This is a genomic window from Lederbergia citri (genome assembly GCF_018343625.1).
Taxonomy (GTDB): Bacteria; Bacillota; Bacilli; order Bacillales; family Bacillaceae_C; genus Lederbergia; species Lederbergia citri.
Genome location: NZ_JAGYPG010000001.1, coordinates 726,972 through 748,524 on the forward strand (window position 1 = coordinate 726,972; position 21,553 = coordinate 748,524).

General features: G+C 34.6%; 24 protein-coding genes, 1 pseudogene and 1 other annotated feature. Of the genes and pseudogenes, 7 read left to right on the top strand and 18 right to left on the bottom strand.

What is annotated here, in order from left to right:
• The first annotated feature begins 251 nt into the window (after positions 1 to 251).
• On the top strand, positions 252 to 1,013 hold the full coding sequence (locus KHA97_RS03735) for a cell wall hydrolase (protein ID WP_213123390.1): 762 nt from the start codon (positions 252 to 254) through the stop codon (positions 1,011 to 1,013).
• 138 nt (positions 1,014 to 1,151) lie between these two features.
• On the opposite strand, the gene KHA97_RS03740 is transcribed toward KHA97_RS03735, so the two are convergent.
• Positions 1,152 to 2,252: a phosphotransferase enzyme family protein gene (locus KHA97_RS03740; RefSeq protein ID WP_213123391.1), complete on the bottom strand. Its 1,101-nt coding sequence runs from the start codon at positions 2,250 to 2,252 to the stop codon at positions 1,152 to 1,154.
• A 334-nt stretch (positions 2,253 to 2,586) separates the two neighbouring features.
• On the opposite strand from KHA97_RS03740, the gene KHA97_RS03745 reads away from it, so the two are divergent.
• Positions 2,587 to 2,949 (top strand): VOC family protein, encoded by a 363-nt coding sequence (locus KHA97_RS03745; protein WP_213124295.1) that lies wholly within the window; start codon positions 2,587 to 2,589, stop codon positions 2,947 to 2,949.
• Between the two features lie 455 nt (positions 2,950 to 3,404).
• Here the strand turns inward: KHA97_RS03745 and KHA97_RS03750 are convergent, their stop codons facing one another.
• The 4 genes from KHA97_RS03750 to KHA97_RS03765 form a co-directional block, all read right to left on the bottom strand.
• Positions 3,405 to 3,614: a hypothetical protein gene (locus tag KHA97_RS03750; RefSeq protein ID WP_213123392.1), complete on the bottom strand. Its 210-nt coding sequence runs from the start codon at positions 3,612 to 3,614 to the stop codon at positions 3,405 to 3,407.
• Between the two features lie 132 nt (positions 3,615 to 3,746).
• Positions 3,747 to 4,115 (bottom strand): SET domain-containing protein, encoded by a 369-nt coding sequence (locus KHA97_RS03755; RefSeq protein ID WP_213123393.1) that lies wholly within the window; start codon positions 4,113 to 4,115, stop codon positions 3,747 to 3,749.
• Between the two features lie 522 nt (positions 4,116 to 4,637).
• Positions 4,638 to 5,660 (bottom strand): tryptophan--tRNA ligase, encoded by a 1,023-nt coding sequence (trpS, locus tag KHA97_RS03760; protein WP_213123394.1) that lies wholly within the window; start codon positions 5,658 to 5,660, stop codon positions 4,638 to 4,640.
• A 49-nt stretch (positions 5,661 to 5,709) separates the two neighbouring features.
• Positions 5,710 to 5,968, bottom strand: a binding site (T-box leader).
• 497 nt (positions 5,969 to 6,465) lie between these two features.
• Complete coding sequence (locus tag KHA97_RS03765) at positions 6,466 to 7,128, bottom strand: Type 1 glutamine amidotransferase-like domain-containing protein (RefSeq protein WP_213123395.1); 663 nt, start codon at positions 7,126 to 7,128, stop codon at positions 6,466 to 6,468.
• A 740-nt stretch (positions 7,129 to 7,868) separates the two neighbouring features.
• On the opposite strand from KHA97_RS03765, the gene KHA97_RS03770 reads away from it, so the two are divergent.
• The 3 genes from KHA97_RS03770 (at position 7,869) to KHA97_RS03780 (ending at position 8,480) form a co-directional block, all read left to right on the top strand.
• The gene (locus KHA97_RS03770; RefSeq protein ID WP_233713423.1) at positions 7,869 to 8,078 is read left to right on the top strand and encodes a hypothetical protein; all 210 of its coding nucleotides are present in this window, start codon (positions 7,869 to 7,871) and stop codon (positions 8,076 to 8,078) included.
• A 15-nt stretch (positions 8,079 to 8,093) separates the two neighbouring features.
• A complete protein-coding gene (locus tag KHA97_RS03775; protein WP_213123397.1) occupies positions 8,094 to 8,246 on the top strand; it encodes a hypothetical protein in 153 nt (50 codons plus the stop codon).
• 93 nt (positions 8,247 to 8,339) lie between these two features.
• A complete protein-coding gene (locus KHA97_RS03780) occupies positions 8,340 to 8,480 on the top strand; it encodes a hypothetical protein (protein WP_213123398.1) in 141 nt (46 codons plus the stop codon).
• Positions 8,481 to 9,728: 1,248 nt separating this feature from the next.
• Here KHA97_RS03780 and KHA97_RS03785 read toward each other — a convergent pair.
• The 9 genes and pseudogenes from KHA97_RS03785 to KHA97_RS24240 form a co-directional block, all read right to left on the bottom strand.
• Positions 9,729 to 10,261 (bottom strand): annotated as a pseudogene (locus KHA97_RS03785) (dihydrofolate reductase family protein).
• A gap of 437 nt (positions 10,262 to 10,698) precedes the next feature.
• Positions 10,699 to 10,893: a hypothetical protein gene (locus tag KHA97_RS03790; protein WP_213123399.1), complete on the bottom strand. Its 195-nt coding sequence runs from the start codon at positions 10,891 to 10,893 to the stop codon at positions 10,699 to 10,701.
• 303 nt (positions 10,894 to 11,196) lie between these two features.
• A complete protein-coding gene (locus KHA97_RS03795; protein ID WP_213123400.1) occupies positions 11,197 to 11,706 on the bottom strand; it encodes a DinB family protein in 510 nt (169 codons plus the stop codon).
• Positions 11,707 to 12,047: 341 nt separating this feature from the next.
• Positions 12,048 to 12,248: a hypothetical protein gene (locus KHA97_RS03800; protein ID WP_213123401.1), complete on the bottom strand. Its 201-nt coding sequence runs from the start codon at positions 12,246 to 12,248 to the stop codon at positions 12,048 to 12,050.
• Positions 12,249 to 12,287: 39 nt separating this feature from the next.
• Positions 12,288 to 12,503, bottom strand: a complete 216-nt coding sequence (locus KHA97_RS03805; RefSeq protein WP_213123402.1) for a hypothetical protein — start codon at positions 12,501 to 12,503, stop codon at positions 12,288 to 12,290.
• Between the two features lie 331 nt (positions 12,504 to 12,834).
• On the bottom strand, positions 12,835 to 13,596 hold the full coding sequence (locus KHA97_RS03810) for a class I SAM-dependent methyltransferase (protein ID WP_213123403.1): 762 nt from the start codon (positions 13,594 to 13,596) through the stop codon (positions 12,835 to 12,837).
• Positions 13,597 to 13,765: 169 nt separating this feature from the next.
• Positions 13,766 to 14,302, bottom strand: coding sequence for a DinB family protein (locus KHA97_RS03815; protein ID WP_213123404.1), 537 nt, complete (start codon positions 14,300 to 14,302; stop codon positions 13,766 to 13,768).
• A gap of 317 nt (positions 14,303 to 14,619) precedes the next feature.
• Positions 14,620 to 15,294, bottom strand: coding sequence for a class I SAM-dependent methyltransferase (locus KHA97_RS03820; RefSeq protein WP_213123405.1), 675 nt, complete (start codon positions 15,292 to 15,294; stop codon positions 14,620 to 14,622).
• Between the two features lie 93 nt (positions 15,295 to 15,387).
• The gene (locus tag KHA97_RS24240; protein ID WP_267912405.1) at positions 15,388 to 15,522 is read right to left on the bottom strand and encodes a hypothetical protein; all 135 of its coding nucleotides are present in this window, start codon (positions 15,520 to 15,522) and stop codon (positions 15,388 to 15,390) included.
• Between the two features lie 199 nt (positions 15,523 to 15,721).
• Here KHA97_RS24240 and KHA97_RS03825 point away from each other — a divergent pair, with 199 nt between their 5' ends.
• The gene (locus KHA97_RS03825) at positions 15,722 to 16,855 is read left to right on the top strand and encodes an alpha-hydroxy-acid oxidizing protein (protein WP_213124296.1); all 1,134 of its coding nucleotides are present in this window, start codon (positions 15,722 to 15,724) and stop codon (positions 16,853 to 16,855) included.
• Positions 16,856 to 17,132: 277 nt separating this feature from the next.
• On the opposite strand, the gene KHA97_RS03830 is transcribed toward KHA97_RS03825, so the two are convergent.
• From KHA97_RS03830 to KHA97_RS03840, 3 genes are all read right to left on the bottom strand, one after another.
• Positions 17,133 to 17,426, bottom strand: coding sequence for a hypothetical protein (locus KHA97_RS03830; protein ID WP_213123406.1), 294 nt, complete (start codon positions 17,424 to 17,426; stop codon positions 17,133 to 17,135).
• A gap of 148 nt (positions 17,427 to 17,574) precedes the next feature.
• A complete protein-coding gene (locus tag KHA97_RS03835; RefSeq protein ID WP_213123407.1) occupies positions 17,575 to 18,267 on the bottom strand; it encodes an N-acetyltransferase in 693 nt (230 codons plus the stop codon).
• Between the two features lie 70 nt (positions 18,268 to 18,337).
• Positions 18,338 to 19,321, bottom strand: coding sequence for a glycosyltransferase family 4 protein (locus KHA97_RS03840; protein ID WP_213123408.1), 984 nt, complete (start codon positions 19,319 to 19,321; stop codon positions 18,338 to 18,340).
• Between the two features lie 142 nt (positions 19,322 to 19,463).
• Between KHA97_RS03840 and KHA97_RS03845 the strand changes: the two genes are divergently transcribed.
• Complete coding sequence (locus KHA97_RS03845) at positions 19,464 to 20,513, top strand: DUF4855 domain-containing protein (RefSeq protein WP_213123409.1); 1,050 nt, start codon at positions 19,464 to 19,466, stop codon at positions 20,511 to 20,513.
• Between the two features lie 77 nt (positions 20,514 to 20,590).
• Here the strand turns inward: KHA97_RS03845 and KHA97_RS03850 are convergent, their stop codons facing one another.
• Complete coding sequence (locus KHA97_RS03850; RefSeq protein WP_213123410.1) at positions 20,591 to 21,535, bottom strand: glycosyltransferase family 4 protein; 945 nt, start codon at positions 21,533 to 21,535, stop codon at positions 20,591 to 20,593.
• Between the last annotated feature and the right edge of the window lie 18 nt (positions 21,536 to 21,553).

The following is a 21,553-nucleotide window of genomic DNA, read 5'->3' on the forward strand; positions in this document are numbered from 1 at the left end:
CTCAACAGTTTCCACCCGTAATTAAGTGGCCACAAGAACCGTCCCCTTGGTTCCCCTCTTGGGTAATTTCTCCCTTTACTTCGTATTATTTCCTAGATTATGACATTTCCATAGGAGAATTGTCATAAAACAACTTTTTGTGAAATGTTGTTCATCAAAACATAAAGAATTGTAATGCTATCGTTCTGTAAATCAGATAAATGCCATGTTAGGTTAATATCATGAGAATTTTACTGGAGGTAGCACACAGCATGAAGAATTCTATGAACTCAATAATTGTAGCTTGTGTGGCTACAATTACTTTAGGAGTACACACTAATACAGTGAAGGCGATTACCGAATCTTTCGTTCAAAATGAACACAGCCTTCCAGTACATGACATACAAAATAGTTTAGCCATTGGGATTAATGAGATAAAACAAGATATTTTTATTGGAGAAATTTTACAACCGCAGGGCTTATCCATCCAATTAGTAAAACCTGTGATACATGTAGCTGCAAAAGGCATTGAAATACTAGCAGAGCAGTCAAAACCTACAGCTGAGAAAACTAATAATATGACAGCTGCAGAAGAAGAAAAGGTTCAACCAATCGAACCAAAAGTGGAAGCTCCAGTGGAAGAGCTTGGAACACCTGCGATTTCTATTTCAGATAAAGAAAAAGACTTATTTGCAAGATTAGTTGAAGCGGAGGCAAAAGGCGAACCCTATAAAGGAAAATTAGCCGTTGCAACCGTCGTACTAAATCGAGTGGAATCCCCTCAGTTTCCTGATACAGTGAAAGAAGTAATTAATGAAGTAGTCGGTGATGTTTATGCCTTTTCACCTGTTCAAAATGGTGAAATTACTAAGCCGGCATCAGAAGAATCAATTCGAGCAGTAGAACAAGCTTTAAAGAGAGAAGATACTTTACATGATTCTATTTTTTTCTATAACCCTGAAATTGCAACAGATAATTGGATTCGTTCTCGTCAAACAGTAGAGACAATCGGGAATCATGTGTTTGCGAAATAGAAGTGCCAAAGGGATGGTTCACACGGTTTATAGTGATGATCGTCCTAACATCAAGAACCGTCCCCTTGGACCCCATTAAGACCCCCTGTAATGTATTAGAATGGTCGGATAATCCATTCCCAATTGTCCCCACACAGACTAAATAATACGTTTCTCATACTCAAACGGTTCTTCACATGAGTATATTTCATGGAAAAAACCTTTATACGGGATATCGTCTTCCAAACATTTTATGAGATACGACAGCTCCTCGTCACCCTCTGGATCTTCGCCATTATTCTGCGTCACTTCAAATGCATCTACAATATTTTCCATGAGAACTACGTTGATAAATAAGGGCAATTTATCCAACACCGTACTATCAATCCTAGTCTCGGATCTGTACCCCTCTAGGACTGTTTTAAAATAATCATCCATAAACTTCTTACGTTCACCAGCATCTTGTTCAAATTGTATCCATCCAACTCCATGTGTCCAGAGATCTGCCAGGTCATACATATACCAACCGAAACATGAATTATCAAAATCATATACGGTTATTTGCCCTGTATCAAAATCTATTGAATAATTCCCATCGTTAAAATCAAAATGAATCATACCGAAAGACTCACGGTTCATGTCCAATCCTTCTAAAGTTTTAAGGAGCTCTACCAGTTTCTCCTTAAGTAGAGATAAGGAGCTTGGTATCAGTTTATTGATGTATTCGGCATTGTATTTATCAAAAAAACTATATCGACGATGGACAGGAGTATATTCTTTAGACAATTGGTGTAGTTTCCCCAGAACTTTACCACAGTTATAATAATATTCGGAAATTGGAACTCCTTCCCGGTACCGATAGTTATTTTCCACAAGCATTTTTCCCTTAGCCTTTTTAAAAAGGCAGATAAAAAAGGTATGATTATTATGAGTTATCTCTTCCGACAGATTTCGATTTCTTGAGCTGACTACATCCGAAACACTTCCGCCATTTTCGAATAAATATCTGATATACTCAACTTCTCCCAGAAAATCTTCCCTGCTTCTGTCATTCAAAAAAGCGATTCTAAGAATTTTGGAGTCGGCGCCCTTTTTCTCACAGCTATAAACAACATTACGCCCTCCGGTATGTGCCTTAACCAGCTTGGTTTCATAACCTTCCAGCCCATACAACTTTAACACTAATGGTATTAAATACTTTTCACCAATTTTAACAACCTCGTTATAAGTCAAACCATCCTCTCCTTTAGCTACTAACATATTTAAAACTCTATTATTATTTTATAGACACATCACGTGATAGAATGCGTACAGATCACTCCGATTCCGCGTACGAATGTATAACCACAGAATTTGAATGAATATTTTATCGCCCATCTACACACCATCCAAATCCCTCTAATTTATGTATAGTTTAACAGCTCTTACTGATGAACTGGATAGTAAAAAAACATTATAATTAAACTATCCTCCCCCCAATAAAATCTAGAACCTCTTTAATTTGAATTTTCCCACTATCGGAATAGTCAATTATGGACTATTATATAAAAGTACGATACATACTATTTTCCGTTGGGAGGAATGCATTTTGAAAATGGAACATGTAGGAATTATGGTCAATGACATGGACGAGTCTTTAGCGTTTTATCAAAACATCCTTGGTTTAAAATTAAGAAATAGAGAGTGGTTAAATGACACTGTTGAACTTGCCTTTTTATATTTTCCAGAGCAGCAAAGTGTAGAGATTGAACTTGTTTTTGGCGTTCGGGTTGAAAACGAAGGAATCGTGAACCACTTGGCCTTTACTGTTGAAGACATTGAAGCCGAACTCATACGCTTTAAGGAAGCAGGTATCAAATTAATAGATGAAGAATCTCGAAGCATTTTAAAGGATAATGTTAAAATTGCCTTTTTTCATGGTCCGAATGGTGAGAAGCTAGAATTGGTAGAAAGGTAAATGTATTGTAATAGTAGAATGAAAAAAGAGGGTTACTTTTCACGAACCAATAACAATTTTTTGTCATTTATGAACATAGTAGATTGATGAATGAATAGGAGTTGGATAGCGTATTTAGAAGATGGACAAAACTATTATCTAAATCACAGCCTTTATCCATTTTCCCCTTTTGCTTTATCATCAATTTTCTTTCTCCATACGGAAATGGGGCCCGTCCTTAGGATTTGGCCCCATTTTGCCGCCACATTCATTAGCAAATCGCTAGTAAAAATTAAAACAAATGTAGACAAGACAAAGATAAAATTCAGAAAAACAAAGATGAGTTGGTCGATCCTTGTATTGTTCTTTCCGTAAAACTTACTATATCCAAGTTTTGGTACTCATAATGTTCTTTACTTATTTCAAAAATATAGCACCAATATAGAAATCGGCACTTAGTTTATTTGCTATACGTTTTAGCGTGACGCTTTTGGCGGTTGGCACACGTCACATTTTCGTTGGTGATTATTTTTAAATTTCGTAAATGTTTTTTCAAAATTGCTACCACATGCACATTTAAATAGTAACTTTTGAGAAAAACCGTGATATTCCGTCGTTAGCAACGTACTTTCCGAATTGTTCTCAACAAATTCTTTAATTTTACCGATTGTCCATCGTTTATTCATTCTTTTACACCTCGATATTTTATTGCTTGGCGGAAGCTTTTCCTGGCATCCGTTCAATAATTAGCAAAAGTCGTAGTAACACAATTAAACATCACTATATTTTGAATATTTTACTATCCTTTTTAGTCCTGATTAAAACCACAGTGGATCTTTGTCTTCGGCATCGCCATTATAATTGATTAGAATCTCTTCTCCTGCTTTTATATTTCTGTAAGCATAGAAGTCAAATGTGTGATTTTTAAAATTAATCTCATAAATTGCATTAGGTTCATAAGAATGGTTAAACAACATTCCATAACCAAGAAGGATCGCAGAATGATTTATCCCATACTCAAAAGCGTAATCAGCGAGTAAGGTTTGCTCAATGTATCGATGCTGATCGTTTGGATAAGAAATGACAGGGGCTTCGTGTAAAAGCTCTCCTTTTTTGATATCACATGTAGCAAATACCCCTCTGTTGAATTCTCCGTCACTTAGTGGAGATTTTTTTACCTCAATCATGTTGTTCGCCTACTCACTTTTAAAAAATTTTTCAAACTGTAACCATTTAATTGAACAATGAACTCTTTAATCTATTGTTAATGTGTAACAGGAACTTGTTACATCTATTATTTTTATAATAACAGAGGATTAATACAAGATGAAGTAATCACTATACTTAATGCTAAACCAGATGCTAAATTATATCTACCTGAAAATTCATAGAAAAAGGCTGGTACAATAAGGAATCGAATAACTGATGTCAGAAACGCTACATAAATTCTTTTGAATCAGTTATTGTTTGGTTTGTTAAAGCGGAAAAACAACCTGCTAATAACTCAATAGCTTCAACTAAAAAAGCTTTAATCCTTCTTCGATTAACGCACCCGTTTTTTTAAGTGCATTTATTCATATTTTCCTCAAAATAAGAAAAAGCTGTCAACAATGACAGCCAATATTTCTCTGTTGTACCAGTTAGTTGAAATGTGATAATGGAATGGCCCTTCTAAGTTATTACATTCATTATGGGATTTCTCCTTCCATTTATCTATTCAATTTAAAAAAAAAATTTATTCCAATGGCTTCTCTTACTTCTGAGAGTGTTTCTGCTGCTAATGAACGTGCATTTATACTTCCTGTTTTCAAAACTTCATACACAAAATCCATATGTTTTTCGTAATAGTTTCTTTTATTTCTAATTGGCTCTAATTCTGCTTGAAGAATATCATTCAAATACCTTTTCACTTTTACGTCGCCTAAACCTCCATTTTTATAATGTTCTCTCATTTCTTCTAACTGCAATTTATCCAAACAAAATGCATCTAAGTAAGTGAAGACAGTATTATTCTCCACATTACCAGGGTCTTCTACTCTTATATGATTTGGATCTGTATACATTGACATAACTTTCTGTTTAATAGTGTCTGAGGAGTCCGATAGGTATATTGCATTACCTAATGATTTACTCATTTTTGCTTTACCATCAATGCCAGGCAATCTCCCTAAACCCTTTTCTGGAAGTAATACATTGGGTTCGAACAGTACTTCTCTTTTATATATAGAATTAAAACTTCTTACAATTTCTCTGGTCTGTTCAATCATAGGTAATTGGTCTTCTCCAACTGGAACCACAGTTGCTTTAAAGGCTGTGATATCTGCTGCTTGGCTAACTGGATAAATAAGAAATCCAGTAGGCAAACTTTCGTTAAAATTTTTTTCCTTAATTTCATTTTTAACAGTAGGATTCCTTTTGAGTCTAGAAAGTGTAACTATATTTAGATAATGCATTGTTAGTTCATTAAGCTCTGGAATTTGTGACTGAACAAAGATATTTACTTTAGAAGGATCGATACCTACTGATAAGTAGTCTAATGCTACTTCAGTAAGGTTACTTCTAATTTTTTCGGGATTTTTGGCATTATCAGTTAATGCTTGTTGATCTGCAATCATAATAAAACTATTGTATTGGTCTTGTAGTTTAACACGATTTTTCAAGGAACCTATATAGTGCCCAATATGAAGTTTGCCTGTAGGTCGATCTCCTGTTAACAAAATTTCCTTTTTCATATTTTCTCTCTCCTTAATATTAGAAAAATAAAAAAACTCCGCCCTAAATTAATAGGACGGAGATTATTTCCGTGTTGCCACCTAAATTGTGCAATTATTTTAATAAACGCAATTGCACCACTCATTATCAAGTACTAACATACTTTATCTGCTATAAGGTGCAGACCACCACTTAGATACTCTCTTTTAAAATTTCACCTTGTTCCTTCGAGGTCCATTCATTAGATTTTTTCTTACTAGGTTCTCAGCTACCCTAGCTCTCTGTATTGAAGCTAAATTTAATTACTTCTCCTCATCATAGGATACTGTATTATTTTATTGTAAATATATTATACAATCATACATTCTCCAAAGCAAAGTCAATTCTTGTTAAACTAAACTGCTCCGTAAGCACATAGAATGGTTTCTTAGTTATCGAATCGTAAAATTAACACGGTTTACAATATCATCGGTATTCGCTCCATGCGTAAAACCATAGAAGAAATTGACCACGTGTTCCCACATATCCAGAGTGTATGTGGGAACACAAGTGGTGCTGATGATATTACAAAAAAACTAACGGAACCAGTATTGCCTGATTCCGTTAGGCATATCTTTCTACTTTTTAAAGCTTAAATTGGGGGCATACATTAGAACACTTCTACTGTTCCCCATACCATCAAGATTCTTTGACCCAAAGTTATCAAGCAATACCCGCTCTTCATCTGTTGACGTTGGTTGAAGCGAAGACCCAGTCAAATGAAATCATATTTTCTTCACAAGAATCTCGCCTACGTTTTTTGATATGTTTAGCGGCGGAGTAATATCATGGCGAAAACAGTTTCCAATTCCCTTCGGATAAAACTTCGACCTCTCCATCGATCACTTTGATGGCGGTTTGATCATCAATTGCATACGCCGGCCCCTGCATCCCGGCGGCCCATTTCTCTGCAGCAGCCATGGTGTTATACGGAAGCATCCCCAGGTGCGGAAACATTGCAAAATCGACCAGTCCCAGCGTTTCATCACCACCGTTGGGTGGAGTCCAGCCAACGAAAAATTCCCCGATGTTAGGTGCCATCACCATGCTCCCAGCACTCATTCCCACATATACTGCGTGCAGCGACGGCAAGAGGTCTGCCAGCCCGGATTGCCGCATCCAGTGGCACAGGTAGAGGGCGTCGCCGCCCGACACCAGCAGGACGTCCGTCTCCCGGACCAGCGGCGCCCAGCGGTCTTCGTCGATGCTTGGCAGCGCTGTGAGCTCTAGCACGCCGACGGACTTCCAACCCAGGTCGACCATGGGATTATCGGAATCACCGCTGATGAACTGCCAGGTTTTAACGCCGGGGCCGACCCACGGGTGTCCGTACATCGCGGTAGGGATGCAAAGGGCGTTGGAGTCGGCGATCGGCTTGCCTATCATGTCAACCAACGCGTCATGTATGCTTTTGTTATTGACGCCTGCAGATGTGAGCAGAAGTTTCATAATTTTCAACCTCCCAAAATTTAATAATGTTTGATGATTGACGAAAGATGATTGTTTATCGACTTTCACCTCTACCCGAATCATAATATTTTTAAATTTATCCTCTAAAATTCTATATAGATTTATTTAAAATTCTACACTTTCAATCAAAAATCCTTTTTAAATTAACTAGCCCTTTAGTTTAAGTACATTTCTTCACAACCTCTTCTAAAATATCCATTTATTTTGAAAATGAGTTACTCAACAATCCTGCCCGATTGTGAAATAGAATGACTCGCATTTTTTAACAGCTTTATTATTTTTTAAAAGACTTTATTGTAAATTAAACAACTTTATTATCTCTGTACAACTGTAGAAACAGTTTAGACTTCCCTGTCCAATGTTCAAGGAGTTTATACTTTCTTGTACCAATTTTAAGACATAAAACTCTAAACAAAATCAACATAAACGCTGTTTTACAGTATTGTTGCAGTTTATTCGTTCTTGTCCTTTTACAAGGATGTAGGTTCATTCTTTTCATTTATCTTTTATGTAGGAAGATTCTCTTCGCGAAAATATTGAAGACAATATCCTACATTATATTTAATTACTTGTCCTATAAGTTTTTATTATGGAGGTATGTTTTCTTCAACATACAATACATTTGCATTCAGCAGGTCAATCGTTACAAAACGATTGTGCTTTGCAGTTTTTATATCTTTTTTTGATCAGGGCAAAATATCATCAAGGAGGTGAAATTGGTGGGCAAGAAAAACAAGATCCAGGAAAACGTGAATGTAGAATTGGCCGGCATGGGTCTTTATGGGACAACTTCGAATAAAAACATTGGCGGATATGAGACTTCCGGTGATATTGAAAATGCAGGAAAACTGGATAAAGGCTTTAAAAGACCGGATACAGAAGAAGTTCAGGCCTCAATAAAAGAAGACAATAGAGATCAATCCTATTAAGGGAGGAAAATTTAAATGGTCCAAAATGACAAAAAACAATATAGGGTGACCACCGGGGATTATGAAAATAAAACCGGCGGACTAAATTTCGGTTATGAATATTCTTCCGGAAACAGACTTAGCCAAAATAGAAACAACGAACAAAAAAAAGGGAGCAAAGCCAATTAAACAGGTTTTTTTTCCGGATCAAAATGTCCATTCCTAAGTCAAGTTTAGATTGAAGTTTAATTTTTACCAATCCAATTAAGGCAGGTGGTAATCATGACAAATAAAAATCCTATTGAGTATACAGGGAAGGTTCTAGACCAACGAAATGACCTTACTGGACCTGACGATTCAGGCAAGGCATTATATCCAAAACGGCCCAAGCATGTATCGATCCAGGAGCCTAAACGAAAATAGATCAGACTCTGACCCCCCCAAGCCAAATGGGGGCCAGCTTACATAGACATAAGAACATAGCTTAGTCATTTTCATTTATTTCTTCTAGAACTAAACTATCAGTTAGCTCTAAAACTTAACAAAAAAAGCTTTAATCCTTCTTCGATTAACGCACCCGTTAATTTAAGTACAATAATTCACATAATTATCCCATTGTTATGTAAAAAGGTGTTATTTAGTAGGAGTCCCCTGATGGAATATCATTTGCCATTTACCGTTGTTTTTTTCCAATTAGAACTTCGCAAAGCATGTTTACTATCGTTGTGTCTAAACATACGTTCGAAATACAAGATGATTAATATGGAAATAAAAAAACACTACTTTAGAAGTGTCTAAACTGTCACTTGCATATATAGCATAGGGCTAATAAACATATTGAGTGTACTCAATTTGAACAATATTAATGAAAAACTAATAATTTGTGGATTTAGGATTTATTTTGCACATATTTAGGCGATATTTTGCAAATACAACTTGATGTAGTGTCGGGAAAATTTAGAAATACAACGTCAAAGGAATTCTAATATTAAAAATCTAATTCCTCTGTATTGATATTGAAAATTAGGCTTTTTAATTAGTCCATTATAGTCTGAGTACATTTTTTCACAAACTTAGCTTTTATTACAGGAATGTTGCCCGTTAGTTCAATAATTTCAACCAAAAGAGCGTTAATCCTTTTAGATTAACGCAACCGTTAGTTGAAAATTCCTGACTAAAAATCCCTTATAGCCTTTCCTGTACCCAAACAAGTGTTACAATCCTCGATATGAACTGATTCAAAACCTGAAGAAAAGAATCCTCTACCTGAGCAATCGGGACATATTCCCCTTTGAATTTTTTTCTCTCTTCGTTTTTCTTTTAGATTCCCAAAGAAGGTTAAAGGAACCATATGAGTACCCCTCCAAACTTTACCCTTAGTATCAACTAGTTACATTTTTTAATACTATGGAAGCTAATTTAACTAAGCTGCCTGTTAGTTCAACAAAAATAAGCGATAATCCTTCTTCGACTATCGTAGCAGTTAGTTTAAGTAGAACCTTCAGAATTTCTTTAAACATAATCCAATCTATTAAATACCTTTTTTCTGAACCAGAAGCAATATAAAAAGACGCCTCTTATTAAAGAAAAGCGCCATATTGCGGAAAATTGAAAAATGCGAAAGAGCTCAAAAATGGCTCTACAGTTATTTTAGTTGAAGAGTATTTGTGTTCATTTTTTTACTATATAATGTAATTCAACGAATTGATTAAAAGTTCTAGTTCCTTTTAGAGAAAAATCTAGCTGATAATCACCTACTTTAAATAAAGGAATTCCCTCTCCGATGATAGTTGGTGCAATTGTCAATATCAGTTCATCGACTAATTTTTCTTTTAAAAACGTATGTAGTAAGTCTCCGCCACCAACTATCCATATATTTTTCCTTCTTCTTTTTTCAAGTTATGAGTAAAGTTAACAATGTCTTCATTTACAAATTTAACATCGTTCGTATTGTCTAATGGTGACCTAGAAAAAACGTAACAATTTTTATTTTGATATGGGAATTGACCTTTTTCGTATTTCATAATCCAATCATATGTTCTTTTACCAATTAAGATTGTGTCTATTGTTTTAAAGAATTCCGAATAGCCATTATCCCCTTCACCCTCAACTTTAAATAACCAATCTAAAGAGTCTTCTTTTGTTGCGATATATCCATCCAAGCTTTGAGCAATAAACAACACTATCTTCCGTTGGTTCTTCATAATACGCCTCCTATTTAGACTCTCTATAAGAATTTGCGTTCCCTGATATTTTAACACGGACACTACTTTTATTAACTATCCAACTAGTTAATTAAATAACTTAGTGATTCTACCTTCTTTTTAACCTTTCCTGCGCTTTGCTCCATTAAATGGACCGACTGTTGAAATACACGTTAAACCTCTCTTGAACTAAACTGCCACGTTAGTACAATAACTTCAACAAAAATAAGCGATAATCCTTCTTGGACTATCGTACCCTTTAGTTTAACAAGCATTTATATCAAATCATGGTATTTATAAATAAAAAGCCTCTCAAATTGCTCTGAAGGGCTTTATAGGAGAAATATACGTAGTAGAAATAAAAAAAGCAAGGCATAATATATCCCTGCTTTCAGTATTGACAACAAATTTATGAATCAGTCAGTTTAATAGTTATCTTAGGCGATTATTTCAAACCAAGCCTCGAAATTAGGACTACCTAAAGTACACGCGAAACTACCATTTACAATTACTCCTTCTTTTTCTGAAGCATTGAAAAGTTCGCCTTTTTTAACGTTATATCCATTCGTTCTAAAATCTTCTTTCGCTCTTACAATTATTAATTCGTCATCAGGTATAAATATATTAAACATACTATTTCCTCTCAATCACCGTTATTGACGATATAATATCTCTTGTCTCGTTTATTTTATAACAATTCTAGTGTTCGGTGTATTTAATGTTTCTAAAAGATTAATCAGTTTTACTTAAATTTCTCTAATAATTACCATCTATATTTAATTAACCTGCACCGTTAGTGACATAAGGATTTTTAAACAACATTATTTTTTTTAATGCCTTTATTGTAAATTAAACAACAACTTTATTATCTCTGTACAGTAGCGTCTGGAAAATGCGGTTTTACAACGTTAAGGAAGTTTAATATTAAAAAAGACTTATAAGTATTTATCACTAATCACTTTCAAATGGTGTAACTCATGCCCGACAATTCCATATGCAATGGTACCTATCGAAACTGGGCTGTTCATTACAGTTCCATTACGATCCCATGCTGCATCATCAATGGTTGAAATAAGACTTAACGTGTTGGAGCGTACCGTGTCTAAACCAGCTATTAGCTGCTCCCAAGATAATTTGTTGAAGTTTGCCGCAGAAACGTATTGATCCTGATCCATTGCTGGGAGTGGCGCACTTTCATTTCGTGCAATGGCAAGCATTCGATACGACATCACACGTTCCGAGTCGGTCATATGCCCAATCACTTCTTTTAAAGTCCATTTCCCTGGTGCGTACGCCTTCCTTGCTGACTCCTCTGATATGCTGCTCAAGAGGGTAATGGTCTTAGTTCGTTGCTTACTAAGTATTTCTTCAATATCTCCATCTGGCACAAGACTAACATACCTAGCATGCTCTGGATTTTCAATAGATAATGGTCGTGAACGCACAAGAATCCTCCTCATCGGAATAGTTAATTATGGTTCTAGAATATTATTCGACAGTCAAGAAGATATTTCCTTTATTTGATATTTAATTTCATTACCGCAAAATAATTGCAAATTAAATAACTTTATAACCTCTGTACAACTGATTTATGCAGTTAACATAATACACATAATAATGGATTAATTCACTTTTTATTCCACTAATCTGCTCAGTTAGCTCAATAACTTCAACAAAAAAAGCTTTAATCATTCTTGTACTGCACCCCAAATGTTAGATTCGTGTCTAACATTTGGGGTGCAGTACCTCTCTGATTAACGCCCTCTTTAGTTGAATAACAACTGTCTTAGTTTTTACTGATCCCAAGCAAGTCATTATCCGTTAATTTTGTTGTTATATTATCTAATTCCTCCGACGGAAACCAATCAATTCCATGATTCCCACCACCATATTTGATAGTATGCATTATTGAATTAGAAGACAGGTAAATATTGTGATGTACAAATGGGTTTACTCTTACATTTTCCCCTTCCCGTAGAAAACGCAAATCAACTTCTCCGTTCAAACCAATTTCTGCATAAACAATCTAACCTGATTGAACAACATAAAATTCAGAAACAGATTTGTGATAATGGCTATTTTGCCAAGCACCAATTCTTGAGCCAACAGTACGACAATAAGAACTGCCATCGGAACTAACTAGCCTATATCGCTCTTCCCCATTATTCATAATTTCAAAGTTAAGATCTATACCAGATAAACGCGCTTCTTCCAAACTGATCTTTTTTGGATTATATGACATATCTTCGCTCCTAGTTTTTCATTACATTAGTAACTTTCGACTCTATGAATATTTATTCCTGTTTGTTCAACAAACTGCCAGTTAGTTTACTAAAAGTTTTAAGCAACTATATTGTCACTTAACATTTTTCCAAGTAAGTAGGTCCTTTTATGTTAAAAACAGACACAAAAGCCCTATCCCTCTTCTATTCAATATCTTCTCAAAATAAATGACACAAAAACCCTGCAATTTAAGGACTTTTGTGTCACTCGTCAGAAGTGTCTAAAATACAAAGAATGGCAGATTTAGAGTATCAACTTCAGTTATTCTAAGAAAATATTAGAAATTAAAATTAAATATTATTTACAAATCCAAATCGACACTTTGTTACGTTAGGCAATATGATAGTCCCATTCTTCTGGTACTTTTCAAATGTGTTGGTTAATGCTTCTACAAGCATTGGATAGTATTCGTGATCTTCATTTAGAGAGAAAGATGAGGATAGATGCCGGCCAATAAAGCTTTTTTTATTATACATTAGTGGGTTATCGTACATTTTCAATGAATAATCATCTTTAAAGAATCTATCGAAAATATCTTTCGAGTCAACTAATCCATTAGAAAATCCTTTGAATTCAGGACAGAATCGTTTAAAAATAGATTCTATTTCTTGATTGATCGCTGTTTCTCTAATTCGTTCATTTGAAATGATTGCAACTTTACCATGCGGCTTTAAAATTCTGTGACATTCTCTTTGGAAATTTCTCAAATCGAACCAGTGAAATGCTTGAGCAACGGTAATAAAATCTACACTACTCGGACTTAATGATGTATTTTCTGCAGAACCATCAACTGAAAAATAGAATTTATAACTTTTTAGTTTTTCTTCAGCGACTGTACGCATTTCCATATTTGGCTCAACTGCAAATACTTTTAAGCCAAAATTTAGTAATTTCCTTGTCATAATTCCAGTCCCTGATCCAATATCTGCGACAACTGATTTATCATTTAAATTATTTTCATCGATCAAATCGATTACTAATTGATCCGGATAATCTGGACGGAATTTAGAATAAACTATAGATTTCCCATTAAATTTGTTTATATTTGTCAAATCACATCACCGTTTAACTTTTTAGTAAAAATATATTCATGAAAAATTTGAGTATTATTTAGAGTTACAATCATTATTTGACTGAAAGTGAAAAGCTAGGACTTCTAAAGCTTAACTATTTTCTCTACCTTGATTGCTCCACAATCGCGCCCTATACCGGAATATACAACTATTCTCGCTCCTTTGGCCAAGAGCCTTGTTGTTTTCGTATTAATACAATTTGCCCTATATGGTATACGTTGTGCAAAATTTGACGAGCCAGACCCCCAACAAGTTCCTCATCCAACTTACTGTCATTGACTTGTGCTAGTGATTTACGCAAATTTTCACAAATGATGCGTGTTTCTGCCAAGACTTCCTTCCATTTCTCAGAATCTGCTGATTCCCCGATATCGCCAAATGTATTCACTGCCAAGACTGCCTTCCATTTTTCAGAAACAGGTTCCCCGATATCTCCAAATGTAGCTTTGTTATTAGATGCCTTTTTTCTAAGCTGTGTGTCATTGAGTTGTCTAACAAGTAGGGCGTTGTAATAATTTAGATGGTTTACAATTTGCCAAATTGTATTCCCTCCTCCAGGGGGTTGCCAGCTTGCATCAGTGGAATTTACACCCTCAAGAGCAGATTCTAAGGGTAAAAACCAGGTCTGAGTGTCCCAACTAAAGTCATATTCCATGCGAAAAATATCCATCAATTCTAGATTCATTTGCTTTCTCCCCTCACCTCAAGAAAATAATATTCAGATATTGGGCATAGTTAAAACATTATCATAGGTAATGGTCGGTTTCTCAATGGATAGTTCAAAAACTAACAGAAGTACTCGAAAATATTAATAGAAATAAAATCGAATTATAGTTAGTAATAATTATACGATTTAAAGAGAATCTTCCTCCATTGTTTTTAAAATCCACGTTATATAAGCTTTAATTGTTATTAATTATGTAGTATGTATTCTTCAACGAAAATTTCTCTTGTATAGGAACAAAAAATTATGAAAAAAAGTTCTAAAAACTAATCAATTATTTATTTCTTAAAAGCCTTCCAAATAAATCGTTTTTCTGGAACCATTAGTCCTTTATTAGTTTGATAAGCTTCTACTAGATTTTTTAACTGTGGTTGGTTTTTAGAATCTAAGTAATCAATGTTTCCAGGTATTCTTGTGAAAAATCTAGCAAGATCCTCTTCAGTGGAAAAATATTCATTCACATTATATTCATTTATTTCGATTGAATGAAAACCGTTAGTTTTTAGTTCATTTTTAATTTCATCTAACGCTCCAATATGAATTCCAAAAATAATGCCACCATTTTTAAGGACCCTTATCTCTCTAAAAATACTTAATGGTCCTCGACGATTATAAATGATGTCAAAATGTTCGTCTTGGAATGGCAAGTTTTTAGCATGCAAATGGTAAAATTGCACATTTGTAATTTGACTTTCTTCAAGAAGTTGATTAGCCTTTTTAATCATTTCTATGGAAAAATCAAATCCAATAATATTTTCTGCAAAATGAGCCATTTTTAATGTGAAATTACCATGACCGCAACCTGTATCTAAAGCTATCGGATATTTTTTAAGGAGTTCTTTTAGTTGTTCTTCAAAAATATCTTCACCTGAAATACCTTCCTTTACTGATTCCCAATTTTTAGAGTATCCGCCAAGTTTCATTGCTATCATGTTATACCAGTCCATACCCATAACAACAACCCCTTTACGATCCAAAATTATGTAATTAATACGTAAATATCCCTATTTTTTCAAATAGATTGAGTTCAGATTGTGGAAATACCTTTATAAATCTAACATCAACTGTAAAACCAATTTTTCAAGGTCTGAAATATTTGCATCACTTTTATTTTTTCTTTCTATATCTGTTGTAATATCAAATGCATTCCCAATTTTTGAAGATAATAGATAAAATTTCATATAAACCTCCCTTATATCTATATATTATTCCATTACTAAGTAACTTCAAAAAGTTATTGCATTTTTAAAAAAAAGAATAAAATTACAAACAAATAATTTGCCTAAACTTTTTCCGATTAAAACAAACAAAATAGACAAAACTATTACCTGATAAAACGAATCTAGGGTGATATATTTGAAAGACTGCGAAAAAATACAAATGGGATACTATGAAAGTGCAGATAGCGGGGCCACACTATTACCCGTTTCTTTTACTGAGTGGGAAGAAAGGGCAAAAAAGAAATTAGCGTCCGGTCCTTTCGGTTATATCTATGGGGCAGCTGGTGCTGGTGACACAATGAAGGCAAATGAAGAGGCTTTCAGACAATATCGAATCCGACCCAGGGTTTGTCGGGATATTTCAAAACGAGACTTAGAAATTTCATTATTTGGAAAAAAATATCCTGTTCCTTTTTTGTTTGCACCAATTGGAGTAAATTCAATTGTACATTCCGATGCGGAGGTTGCCCCTGCTAAAGCGGCAACCTCATTAGGAATTCCGTATATATTAAGTAACGTGTCTAGTACTCCTATGGAAAAAATTGCAGAGGTAATGGGGGATTCTCCTAGGTGGTTTCAACTCTATCCACCAATAAATCAAGAGCTTACGAAAAGTTTTTTAAAAAGAGCAGAAAACGCCGGGTTTTCGGCTATTGTTGTGACCATCGATTCAACTCTTTTAGGCTGGAGAGAAACAGACCTTAGAAACGCGTTCCTTCCTTTTTTAACCGGGCAGGGTATGGGGAATTACTTTACCGACCCTGTTTTCCTCTCCATGCTTGACGCCCCCCCAGAAAAAAATCTAGAGGCTGCTTGTAAAAAAGCATTAGATGAAGGAAATAATGTAGGCTTCTCTTGGAAAGACCTTGAATTCATTAAAAAGGAAACTGATTTACCGGTTCTATTAAAGGGTCTTACTCATCCAGATGATGCTCTATTAGCTGTGGAGCACGGAGCAGACGGAATTATAGTATCAAACCATGGTGGGCGACAGTTGGATGGGGCCATTGGAACATTAGAAGCCCTTCCATCTGTTTGTGAAGCAGTTGAACATAAAGTTCCTGTATTAATGGATAGTGGAATCCGTCGCGGTGCCGATATCATTAAAGCTTTAGCATTAGGGGCATCAGGTGTATTAATTGGTAGACCTTATATTTATGGTCTTGCCGTGGCAGGAGAAACGGGAGTTAAGGCTGTTGCAGAAAATTTCATTGCAGAAACGGAACTGCAAATGGCCATATGTGGAAGAAAATCCATTTCTGAAATTGACCAGTCACTTGTATTAAAGATTTAATTTTTTTTAAGAATGTAAAAACTTAGCCTTATTAATAATTCTTTGGCTAAGTCTTTTTACATATATTATGAAACCATTTTGTTAAGTGCTGTCCCCCATTTTTTGCCTCGGTACATATGCCCAGACAGATGTCCGAATTTTGCTTAACTGTTGATTGGACGCGAGTTTTGCTCAAAACATCAGTCACGTATTATTTCGGCATATCAATTTTATTAATGGGACAAGCGAAGGCGTTACTTCTCTTATAATCGATAATCCATTAATATACATAATCTATCTATTTTTCCTCCGTAACTACCGTTGCATTATAAATCACGACGCGCTTTCCGTTTAAATCAAACAATACCTTATTTCCATACTCCGTATCTTGAATATCAATTTTTCCTTCATATTGTTCGATCAATTTTCCATCATTGCTATATACTTTGACAATTCTTTCTATACCACCGGAATTATTTGACTGCCAACTTTTAACAGTTCTTTGCCCTGAAGCCGTATTAAAATACCATATAAAAAATGTAGTAATTACGATAACGACAGCTACTGCGCCAATGATTCCACTTTTTTTCATCGGAACAACCTCCTAAACTTTGTCTTACACTCTTATACGAATATTTATAAAAAATAGTTTCATAAAAGAAGATTAGTAGTAGCAAAATAAAATGTGATCTTCATTTTAAAGATCACATAATGTATCTGAATATTTTACAATAGTTATGCTATTTAATGATTCTACCTGGATTTCCAACAATTGTTTTATTTGCAGGAACGTCTTTCGTTATAACACTTCCGGCTCCCACAATCGCATTTTCACCAATAATCACGGCTGGTAGCAAAGTGGCGTTGTTTCCAATTTTAGCTCCTCTTTTGATAACTGGACCTTGATGCATGAAATTCCCCTTACCCATGTACTTATCATTGGATGAAGAACAACATGGACCAATAAAAACCTCATCTTCAATGATCATATCTGCGGTTATATAAGATCCGGTCTGAATGGTGACGCGCTTTCCAATTTTTGTATTAGTTTCTACTATTGCGTTTCTACCAATAATACTATCTTCACCTATAATTACTTTTTCACGGATGCTTGCCAAGTCACCAATAAACACGCCAGTATCAAGTTTTACTTCTCGGTAAATAACGCTATTGCAACCGACAATAACATGATCTCTAATAATAAGAGGCTCAAGATCTTTTTCTGTTTTGCGCCTCATTTTTTTATTGGAGGATGGAGGTTTACCTAGAACACTTAAATCTCCAATTTGCGTGTATTGTCCAATTATTGTATCCTTTTTAATCACTACATGATGTCCAATCGTTACGTGATCAGCTATTATAACATTTTCCTCAATCACCACATACTCTCCAATAGAAACGCTCTCTCCTATTTTTGCTGTTGGATCTATCATACTAGGAGCTCCTTTTCTTCCGAATACAAACTTAGCTTTGTTAATCATATAAGCTCTTATTTTAATACCTTTATAGTTTCTGATAAATCTTTACAAGTTCATCTGTTACACGCTCAGCTGAATGGTAATTTGAAACATACTTTCTCCCTGCTTTTCCAAGTTCATGACGTCGTTTAGGATTTTGTACGAGCTCTAAAAGAACATCTGCAAGAGTTTCTGGTGTTGCTTGAACAATTGGAAGATCTTTTGGAAACTTTTCACGAACATCATCTCTTATAAATGCAACAACCGGCTTCCCCATTGCCATTGCTTCTACACTAAGCATTCCATATGTTCCACACAATAATTGGTCAACAATGATATCAGCTTTTAAATACTCTGAAACTGCTTTTTCATGACTCATTTTTTCTATAATTTTATAGGTAAACTTACCTTTGTTTTGAATTTTTTTAATGGCCCTCTCAACATAATGAGAGCCCTTAAATTTTCGGTTGGTTGGAGCATGAACAATAAGGGGGTTATCATTGTTTACTGATGGGTAAGACACTCTAAAATCATTAATATTACATGCCAAAGGTAATACGTAAATATTTTTGTAATAGTCTTTTACATAATGATAGGCTTCAAAATCTTGAACAATCGCTGTATCAATATACTTAGAAATAAAGGTGAGTTGTTTGTGAATTTCGCTATCAGTGTAGTAGGTTGGTTCAAGTGGATAAGGGTTTAGCTTTTTAACCATTTTAACGGTACGCACATCACTCCCCCAATGTTGCATCACCATTTTCTTTCCCTTTTCTTTAAGTATGGGGAGGTCTTCGAAATTCTGAAGAAACGTATTGGTATTGTGAAAGTGAAAGACATCTGTATTATCTATGAGGAAATCCAATTCTTTTAACAATTCCCATGCATCGGTATTAGTAATATCTCCCTTATAGCTTAAGTAGGTATGAAAGCAATTGTAGCCGGAAACGTTATGCCCCTTTTTTCTAAGCTCTTTACAAAGAATGCCCATCTGTCCTGCTATTTCTGTTGGGGCATGCACAATATTCATATAAATCTCTCCTTTCGTTTTAGTATATTCTGAAAGGACAAATTGGTTATATCACATTTTAGAATTGAATAAATTGCGGACACACAGTAAATACTAGGAAGTCATATTCTGTAAAATAGGACATTAAAAAGGTGGGATTTTATTGTCAAAAAAAAATAACTATATGTCAGCAAATCAGCTCGGCGTACAAAATCATATATGCCTACTTCCGTGTGGAGACCAATCAGAAAGCCGGATTTCTAAATGGAACGTTATAGACTTAAGACCTTACCAGTCTTATCTAGTTAATAATAAAGTCGTAGACACAATGTTTGGAGGCTTGATTTTCCACACCATCAGTGGGAGACGAAATCGTTTTCTTTACCCGATGTATGCGAATTTTGGTTTATTAGCAGAAAAAGAGGACTGGGAATTAGCATTAAAAAGACTATTTATGAAAAACTACAATTTTGATGCTGCAGCAACCAATACAAAAATAGGAAATAAAACAGATATATGGGTAACACTTCCATACCCTACTCATACTCAAACTAATTTCGGAACAATGAATGGTAATATTATTAATTTTAAAATCGAATCAAACCGAATTGAAGCAATAAAATGGTGGATTCTGGAGTTTTTAAGTGAGTGGAAAAAGTCTAAACATTTACATGATAAATTATCATTCAAAGGGTTTGTATGGCCGCGCGCCTCAATTGATAGTGGAGACGAAAAACTTGTTAAAAGTGTAACTAATTTTATTCGTAAACAAGGTCTTCTCTCCTTATGGCTGCAGCAGTATGGCTCAGCTGGTTGTATGAAATGGAAAAAGTTTGGTTTCAATGCAGCATGTACCCATCCTAATTATTATGGAGAAAAAGGACCTAATTTTAATTGGATTAATAACTCGACGAATTTCGCTAAACATTACCATACAGGCATACAAATTATTTTTGGAAAAGGCACTCTTTTTAAAGAAAATCATTTTATGGATTATTTAAACTCCGGTGTTTTCAAAAAATATATGAACGATAGTTTGCTAGTTTATCATTTTCCTAATCAAACAATGCGAAAAATTTATAAAGACCGTCCTAGGGAGTATGCTTATCTCTATTCTTTTATAAAAAATAAATATAATCCACTATACCCTACAGCTTCATTTCCATCAGTACGTAATTCTTTTAAACAGATAGAAAGGTACCTTCCAATTTGATGTTTTTTAATCTAACTAAAAAACAGTGGCTAATTCAAAAATTGTACATTTTTGAACTAGCCACATTGCTATTGCTCCTAAAGATTCATATATATATCAATCAATTGATTTACTACAACATCATGTGAATGATACATTTCTACATATTGACGTCCTTTCATTCCTAGTTCTTTACGCTTATCTGGGTTGTCAAGCAGCATTTTTACTTGGTTATATAAATTATCAGGATTGCTATTTACGATAGGTAATTCAGCAGGGAAAGTAGAAATAAGGTCGGGGCGAATATAAGTCAGCACAGGTTTTCCAAGTGCCATAGATTCCACACTAAGTAACCCGTAAGATCCACATAAAACTTGGTCAATAATTATATCAGCATCTTTGTAAATGTTAATAACTTCCTCATGACTCATTTTCTCTATTCTTTTATATTCAAAATTATATTCTTGTTTTAATTTTTCTATGATCTTCTCAATATAGTAAGTGCCTTTAAAGTCAGGATTTGTTGGAGCATGAAGAATGAGAGGCTTTTCTTTTGTTGTAGATGGATAATTTGGATGAAATTGTTCAAGATCTATAGCAATTGGTAATACATGTACCTTTTCGTAATAATCCTTCACATATTCATTTACTTCATAATCTTGAACAATAGCTTCCTTGATAAAAGCTGTTATCTTCGTTAGTTTATCGTGTATTACTTCATTTGGTGGTGAATCGCCTGTATAGACATAAGGATTATTTTTTCTTGCTTGATCATGAAACCTTACGTCATTTCCCCAGTGGTGCATAATCATTTTTTTATTTCTTCTTTTAAGCTCGGGCAAATCGCTAAAATCCGGACTTAGAGTCGTCCCGTAATGATAATGAAAAACGTCATATGATTCAAGAATTTCTTGATAGCTTTCCTCAAGTGCTTCAACATCGATATTAACTAGATTATCCTTATAACCTAAATAGGAATTAAAGGTATTGTAACCAAGAGAGTAGTGTCCCTTGTTAATAAGGGCACTACTCAAGATTCCCATTTGACCTGCGATTTCAGT